The organism is Pararhizobium sp. P1_E7 (genome assembly GCF_056405855.1).
Genome location: NZ_JBFUBH010000112.1, coordinates 1 through 6,883, shown reverse-complemented (window position 1 = coordinate 6,883; position 6,883 = coordinate 1). Strand labels below are relative to the sequence as shown.

General features: G+C 57.1%; 8 protein-coding genes. 2 read left to right on the top strand and 6 right to left on the bottom strand.

The genetic code is table 11. The features are described from left to right. Both AC1D17_RS27075 and AC1D17_RS27070 read right to left on the bottom strand, forming a co-directional pair. Positions 1 to 364: nitrilase-related carbon-nitrogen hydrolase (locus tag AC1D17_RS27075; protein WP_477568342.1), on the bottom strand; the 364-nt coding region annotated here is incomplete at its 3' end. A 63-nt stretch (positions 365 to 427) separates the two neighbouring features. Further along, complete coding sequence (locus AC1D17_RS27070) at positions 428 to 811, bottom strand: RidA family protein (protein WP_477568341.1); 384 nt, start codon at positions 809 to 811, stop codon at positions 428 to 430. Between the two features lie 180 nt (positions 812 to 991). Here AC1D17_RS27070 and AC1D17_RS27065 point away from each other — a divergent pair, with 180 nt between their 5' ends. Further along, positions 992 to 1,912, top strand: a complete 921-nt coding sequence (locus tag AC1D17_RS27065) for a LysR family transcriptional regulator (protein WP_477568340.1) — start codon at positions 992 to 994, stop codon at positions 1,910 to 1,912. 159 nt (positions 1,913 to 2,071) lie between these two features. Beyond that, a complete protein-coding gene (locus AC1D17_RS27060; RefSeq protein ID WP_477568339.1) occupies positions 2,072 to 3,277 on the top strand; it encodes an aminotransferase class V-fold PLP-dependent enzyme in 1,206 nt (401 codons plus the stop codon). Between the two features lie 83 nt (positions 3,278 to 3,360). On the opposite strand, the gene AC1D17_RS27055 is transcribed toward AC1D17_RS27060, so the two are convergent. The 4 genes from AC1D17_RS27055 to AC1D17_RS27040 all read right to left on the bottom strand — a co-directional run. Beyond that, complete coding sequence (locus AC1D17_RS27055) at positions 3,361 to 3,744, bottom strand: c-type cytochrome (RefSeq protein ID WP_477568338.1); 384 nt, start codon at positions 3,742 to 3,744, stop codon at positions 3,361 to 3,363. A 117-nt stretch (positions 3,745 to 3,861) separates the two neighbouring features. Continuing rightward, positions 3,862 to 5,213 (bottom strand): IS3 family transposase gene (locus AC1D17_RS27050; RefSeq protein WP_477568337.1). Its coding sequence is split into 2 segments (ribosomal slippage): positions 3,862 to 4,877 and positions 4,877 to 5,213, totalling 1,353 coding nucleotides; the frame shifts between segments, so codons are not numbered across the junction. A gap of 127 nt (positions 5,214 to 5,340) precedes the next feature. Further along, positions 5,341 to 5,640, bottom strand: a complete 300-nt coding sequence (locus AC1D17_RS27045) for a hypothetical protein (RefSeq protein ID WP_477568336.1) — start codon at positions 5,638 to 5,640, stop codon at positions 5,341 to 5,343. A gap of 200 nt (positions 5,641 to 5,840) precedes the next feature. After that, positions 5,841 to 6,883, bottom strand: a 1,043-nt coding sequence (locus AC1D17_RS27040) for a PDR/VanB family oxidoreductase (protein WP_477568335.1), incomplete at its 5' end; no start/stop codon positions are given.

Sequence of the window (6,883 nt, the reverse complement as noted above, 5' to 3'; positions counted from 1 at the left end):
TATCGGAGATCAGGACATTGCTATTCCACAGACCCGCGACACTTGCCGGGTTGCGCTCAGAGAAACCGATTGAAACGAAAACACCGTTGTCGGACGCAGCTTTCCGCACACGCTCGATTTCAGGTCCGTCCACGAATACCGAAGCATTCAAGAAGCGCTTGAAATGTTCGTGCGATTGAATGGGTGGGTAAAGTGCTGCCCAGACGGGAAACCCGGGAAGAAAGCTTTCCGAAAATACCACGAGCGATGCGCCATTTCGGGCAGCCTCTGCGATTACCGAACAAGCTTTCTCCGCGCTCGCTACCGGATCGAGATAAACGGGGGCAATATGAGCAGCGGCGGCCTTGAAGTTCATGTTTCCCATCGACATTCCTCTACTTATGAAGGTTGGCGATTAGCCATTTCGACAAGGTCGCCAAAGACAGGGTCATAAGTGCCGTTTTGCCGTTAGACCGATTTCAATGCGTGCACCAAGCGGCAAGCTGGCGCAGCCGATGGTGGTGCGGGCAGGGTAGGGCGATGAAAATCGCGTCGCGTAAATCTCGTTCATCTGAGCGAAGTCGTCCATGTCGGTGAGATAGACGTTGACGGATACGACATCATCGGGCCCGAGGCTTGCTGCCTCCAGGACCTGAAACAGATTATCGAAACACTGGCGGGTCTGATCGGCGACGTTTCCGTCGACAAGTTTGCCGGTGCTCGGATCAAGCGGCGTCTGGCCGGAGCAGAATAGCAGGTCGCCGGCCCATGTCGCGTGCGAATAAGGTCCTACTGCGGCAGCATTCGAGGCATTCACAGTTCGTCTAGACATGGTTTCTCCCGAGGCAGGTTAAGCAGCGCGACCTGCTGGCGATCAGCATGTCTGCAAGTGGTTTTGCTTCATTGTATGCTGCACATTCGCCTTTACAGCTCGTTCGAAACTAACAGAACGAATTTGCGCGCCAACCCGAATAGGATGCACTACCCTGTGCAAAAATAGACGGGGGGTAGTATGGCGACTGCAATCGATCATCTTGATTGGGACGATCTCAAACTCTTCCTCATCGTCGTCCGGTGCAAGAGCGTGACCGGAGCCGCTCGGGAACTGAAAGTCAGCCACTCCACCGTATCGCGTCGGCTTGCTCGTCTGGAATATACGGTTGGCGGCGCACTCGTCGAACGAACCAAGAATGGACTTCTGCTGACACCGGCCGGGCTTGTTACAATGCGGCGAGCGGAGGAAATCGAGAACGGGGTGAATGCGCTTCGAAGCGACGTGAGCAATCGTGACGAAATTCGCGGCACAGTCAGATTAGCCACCATGGAGGGCATTGCAACGCTTTATCTCTCCGAGCGCCTCGTTGAACTCAGTAACCGGTACCCTGATCTTGACCTAGAGCTGGTAACATCGCCGCAAACGGTTCGGGTCGCTCGCCGGGAAGCCGATCTGTTCCTAAGCTTCTTCAAACCCCACGGAACGTCTCTCGACAGTCAGCTGATCGGACGGTTCAAGACCGGCTTGTTCGCTTCGCGGGGTTATCTTGAGCGCAATGGCGTTCCCTCACAAGCGGCGGATCTTAGTGGGCACCGCTTTGTTGGCTATATCGAGGAACTGGTCCAGCTCGAAAGCGTCCTCTGGCTGGAGGAACTCGTGCCTGCCCCCAAACTTGCGTTCAGCTCGAACAGCATGATGTCGCAGATGTTCGCGGCGTCTGCTGGCGCAGGAATAGTGGCCCTTCCCGAATTCGCACGCGGTCTGAACCTCGGTCTCGTTCCAGTGCTCGACGAGTTGAGCGGCGAACGCGAGATCTGGATGTCGGCACATCAAGACCTAGCTTATCTCCCCAGAGTGAGGGCCGTAAAGCAATTCGTGAAAGAGCTGGTTCGTCGGGACGAACAACGACTTTTGAGAAACGCACCCTGGTCTTCGTGAGGTTTCGTAAATCGGGTCGCGCGGAGCGCTTTGGCCTGTCTAATTGGCTGGCAATCACACAATGCCGCCCATTTTTGCACAGCAGGTTGCGAAAGTATCGGCTTCCACGACAACGCCCATTGCATCAACAAGATTGTTGTTCGATCAAAGGAATCCCTCATGTCGGAAATCACCCACGACGCTTGCAAGACTTTAGACCTTCCTCGCCTGCGTGCTGATACTCCCGGCACAAAGAACAGAAACCATCTGAACAATGCTGGGGCGGCGCTGATGCCGAGCCCGGTGATCGATGCAGTGATCGGTTATTTGAACCGGGAAGGCGAAATTGGAGGTTACGAGGCGGCGGCGGAGGCCAACTCGCTGTTGGAGGGAACCTATGACAGCTTGGCTACTTTTGTAAACTGCGCACGCGACGAGATAGCGATCGCTGAAAACGCAACGATTGCCTGGCAGCGCGCCTTCTATTCCCTTTCTTTTGGACCTGGGGACCGGATCCTGACGGYAAGTGCTGAATTTGCGGCCAACTACGTAGCCTTTCTGCAGGTTGCCAAGCGCACCGGGGTATCGATCGAGGTCATTCCGAATGACGCCTCTGGCGTCCTTGATCCGGACGCGCTGGTGAAAATGATTGATGATCGCGTTCGGTTGATTGCCGTTACCTGGATCCCGACCAACGGCGGGCTTATCAATCCAGCAGCAGCGATCGGTCGAATTGCACGCGACAATGGCATTCTCTATCTGCTCGACGCATGCCAGGCTGCCGGTCAAATCCCGATGGATGTTAACGCTCTCGGCTGCGACATCCTCACCGCTACTGGCAGGAAGTTTCTCCGTGCGCCGCGGGGAACGGGTTTCATGTACATGCGCAAATCCATCCTGGAGACGATCGAGCCAGCGATGATCGACCTTTATGGCGCGCCCTGGACTGCGCCCGGTCGATACGAATTGCGACCTGATGCTAGACGCTTTGAAACGTGGGAGAAGAACTATTCAGTTCGTCTCGGCCTGCGGGCAGCAGTGGATTACGCCCTCGGCATTGGGCTCAAGAACATCGAAGAGCGTTGCAAACACCTTTCGACAAAGCTTCGCGAAGGCCTGAGGGGGATGCGTGCGGTGTCCGTACATGATCTCGGAGCGCCACTTGCGTCCATCATCTCATTCACGGTTAAGGGCTGGGACTCGTCAGCCGTCTTGGCCTACCTGACTAGCAAGGGAATCAACGTCTCGGTTTCGCCTCCCTCCAGTACCCCCGTTGACGCTTATACGCGACACCTCCCGCCTGTCGTGCGAGCCTCGCCACATTATTACAATACGGAGGAAGAAATCGATGCGTTCCTGAAAGCGATTGCCGGTATTGCCCCGTAGCTGATCTGCCCGGCTGACGAATGACGCAGTTCGTTTCAAACGGCGAGGCAGCTGATGCGATCTCACATCAAGTCCAGACTGACTCACGGCGCATTAAAGGAGCGTCTTTCACTTTCCTTTGAGGTATTCCAGCAAGGTGCGACATCGTCAGCGGACTTCAGTCCCGTGAAGGATATGCGATTGCCTGGAAGGAATTTCTTCGGCGCAGCAAGATAGGCGCTCGAGTTTTTCTTGTCCCAGACCACGCCCTCATCGTCGGCTTTCTTCATCGAGTCGGAATACTTAGCGTAGGTTTCAACGGTCCCGGCTTTTCGCCCAAGTAAGCCGACGAGATGGGGACCGATCTTATTCTCCGGATTGTCGATGTTGTGGCAGGTTGCGCATTTCCTGAACACCAGCGCGCCTTTTTCGGCGTCGCCGGATGCGTGGCCCGTCATGGGAACGAAGGCGGTGACGAAGAACTTCATGGAAAGCGATTGGCCTTGTCGAAAAAGGTGACCGGAGGTCCGGTGTCCGTCTGCAAATGATTTGAGACAGATTCGCGTTGCGAAGATCGGAGTTTCTGGTCCGTCTGTTTGTTGATTTTAAGCTGCTTGCTGCCGGTGTTGCAACCGGCGCTGTCTGATGGTTTCGCGTTTGATCCTTTCTCTTTCCAGCAGAATGGTATGTCCGCGTCTGAAGTAGACGTCGGCCGGTGTCAGGTTGCCCAGACTTTCGTGATATCGGCGATGATTGTAGTGATCGACGAAGGCAGCAATCTGGGCCTCAAGGTCCTGCGAGAAGTAGTAGTTTTCCAGCAGGATGCGGTTCTTCAGAGTCTGGTGCCACCGCTCGATCTTGCCCTGGGTCTGGGGATGGCCGGGTGCACCATGCACTTGTTCGATGGATCGCTGTTCCAGCCAATCGCCCAGATCGGCGGCGATGTAGCACGGGCCATTGTCCGATAGCAGGCGCGGCCTGTGCTCGACCCTCGCCATATCGCATCCCGAGGCCGTGAGCGCCAGGTTCAGCGTGTCGGTGACATCGTCGACCTTCATGGTGGTGCACAGCTTCCAGGCGACGATGTAGCGCGAGAAGTCATCCAGGATGGTCGACAGATAGAACCAGCCCCAGCCGATGACCTTGAGATAGGTGAAATCGGTTTGCCAGAGCTGGTTGGGCCGGGTCGTCTTGTCCTTGAATTCGTCGCCGGCCTTGATGACGATGAAGGCAGGCGAAGTGATGAGGTCATGGGCCTTGAGCAGGCGATAGACCGAAGCCTCTGACACAAAATACTTTTCCGTATCAGTGAAGCGCACAGCCAGCTCGCGCGGCGACAGTTCGGTTTGCTCCAGAGCCATGTCGATGATCCGGCTTCGGACGTCATCCGGGATGCGGTTCCACACCCGTGACGGCGCTGAATGTCGATCCTCAAGTCCCTCGACGCCATGGGCGAGAAACCGATCATACCATCGATAAAAGGTCGGGCGCGGTATGGCGAGTTTATCGAGTGTGGCCTTGATTGGCAGGTGCGATTGCTCAACGATCCGGATGATCTCAAGCTTCTCGGAGGCGGGATATCTCATTCCTCGTCGCCCCCATCCGCTATCATGCTTTTTTTGAGAAGCCGCAATTCCAGCGCCTGTTCGGCGACGACCTCCTTCAGATCGCGGGTCTCGCGGCGAAGCACCTTCACCTCGTCGGACGTGGCAGCACGCGCCGTATCGCCAGCCAAGCGCTTCTTGCCAGCTTCCAGAAATTCCTTCGACCAACTGTAATAAAGGCTTTCGGCAATGCCTTCGCGGCGGCACAGTGCAGCGATACTCTCCTCGCCACGCAGGCCTTCCAGCACGATGCGGATTTTGTCTTCGGCCGAGTGATGCTTGCGCGTCGCACGGCGGATATCCTTGATGACTTGCTCTGCCGCCGGTTTCTGCGGCCCGGATTTCTGTCTCATCTTCGCTTCCCTTGATCGAGCTACGATGAACCAGAAATCCTCTCTTCTCAATTCCAAGCCATTTGTCTCAAGGGCGTTGATGGCGGACACGGAGGTCCGGTACCTTGTCTTGCGCCTGTCCTGCACCTCAAGGATTTTGTGCTCCATCTCCAACCAGTCCACGCCCTTGGCGATCATAGTCCTGATGGAAGACGTGGCAGAAGAAGTGGCCGTAGTAGAGCTTCCGGAGAATGGTTTTCTCGATGTCGGGCGGAAGCGTTTCCGTCCACTCGGACTCATTTCGGTGAGGGCGATGTCCAGCGCCACGATGCCAGAATTGCGTGAGCCTGACGGGCAGGTGGGATGGGAACAGGCGGCTGGCCGCCTCCATCAACCGGTCGGTCAGGTTGGCAGGCAAAAAGCGGAACCGTTCAGCGATGCCGTCCATACGGCTTTTCAGCGCAAACAGCCGCGTGAAGACGCCTGATGGCCGCCGACCTTCACCTCGCCGCCTTGGAGAATGTGGTTGGCATGGTGGATGGTCCAAGCAGCGAGCCAGGAGACGCATCGCTCGATCTCGTTCAAGTAGGGTAATTCTGGTCATCCCGTTTTTCCCGCTTGTCACCATCGTTCCGCCAGAGCCGGATTTCACATATCAAGCCGCAGCACGCCCGTTGCGCGCGATACGCAGGGTATGAACCGGTGGCTGCGGGCGTCCTTCGATAGGACCGCATCCCTATGGATCGGCTGGCCGTCCAGGAAGCCGCATTCGCAGGTGCCGCACACACCGTTTTCGCACGACGCCATCAACAGGACCCCGGCCGCGCGAATTGCCGACAGCGCCGATATTTCAGCCGGAACCGGAACCTCTGTCCCATTGCGCAGGATGATGGTGAAGGGCTCCGGTGGAGTATCGTCGCGTACGGCAGGCTGGAACGCCTCGAAATGCACCGAACCCTCACGCCAATTTTCGGTGGTTCGCGCGATTGCCGCCATGAAGCCCGGTGGTCCACAATAATAAACCTGCGCATCGCTTTGACGGGCCGATAGCAAGGCTGCGATATCCTGTCTTGTTTCAGGCTCGTCGTCGAAGTGAAGTCGCAGTTTGCTACCGTCGATGACCTGCTCGATCACTGCCAAGAGGGGCGCGACCGCGCGACTGCGGGTGAAGTAGTGCAACTCGAACGGTTTGCCCTGCCGGTTCAAAACGCTTGCCATCGCCAGGAGAGGCGTGATGCCGATCCCCCCTGCCAACAGCAGGATCGGCCCATGACGTTCCTTCAGCGGAAAATGGTTGCGCGGCGCAGAAACCGGCAAAACGGTGCCAACGCAAACAGCATCATGCAGCCACGCCGAGCCGCCACGGCCTTCCGCCTCCCGCTTCACGGCGATCGTGTAGCGGCTGAGGTCGGCTGCGTCACCGCACAATGAATATTGGCGAACCCGCCCGTCGGGCAGGTGGACATCAACGTGAGAGCCCGGTTCGAAGGCTGGCAGTAGGGGTTTGCGTGGATGCTCGAGTTCGACGACGAGCACGTCCCCCGGTTCTTTGCGGGTGGCGACAACCTTCAGCTTCATGATGATACGTGGTGATGCCATGTCGTTCACTCGTCCATCGGAAGAATAGGATCGCCGGGGCGGATGACGCCACCAACCTCGATCGCGCAATTCAGGCCGGAGCGGTTCAGAAG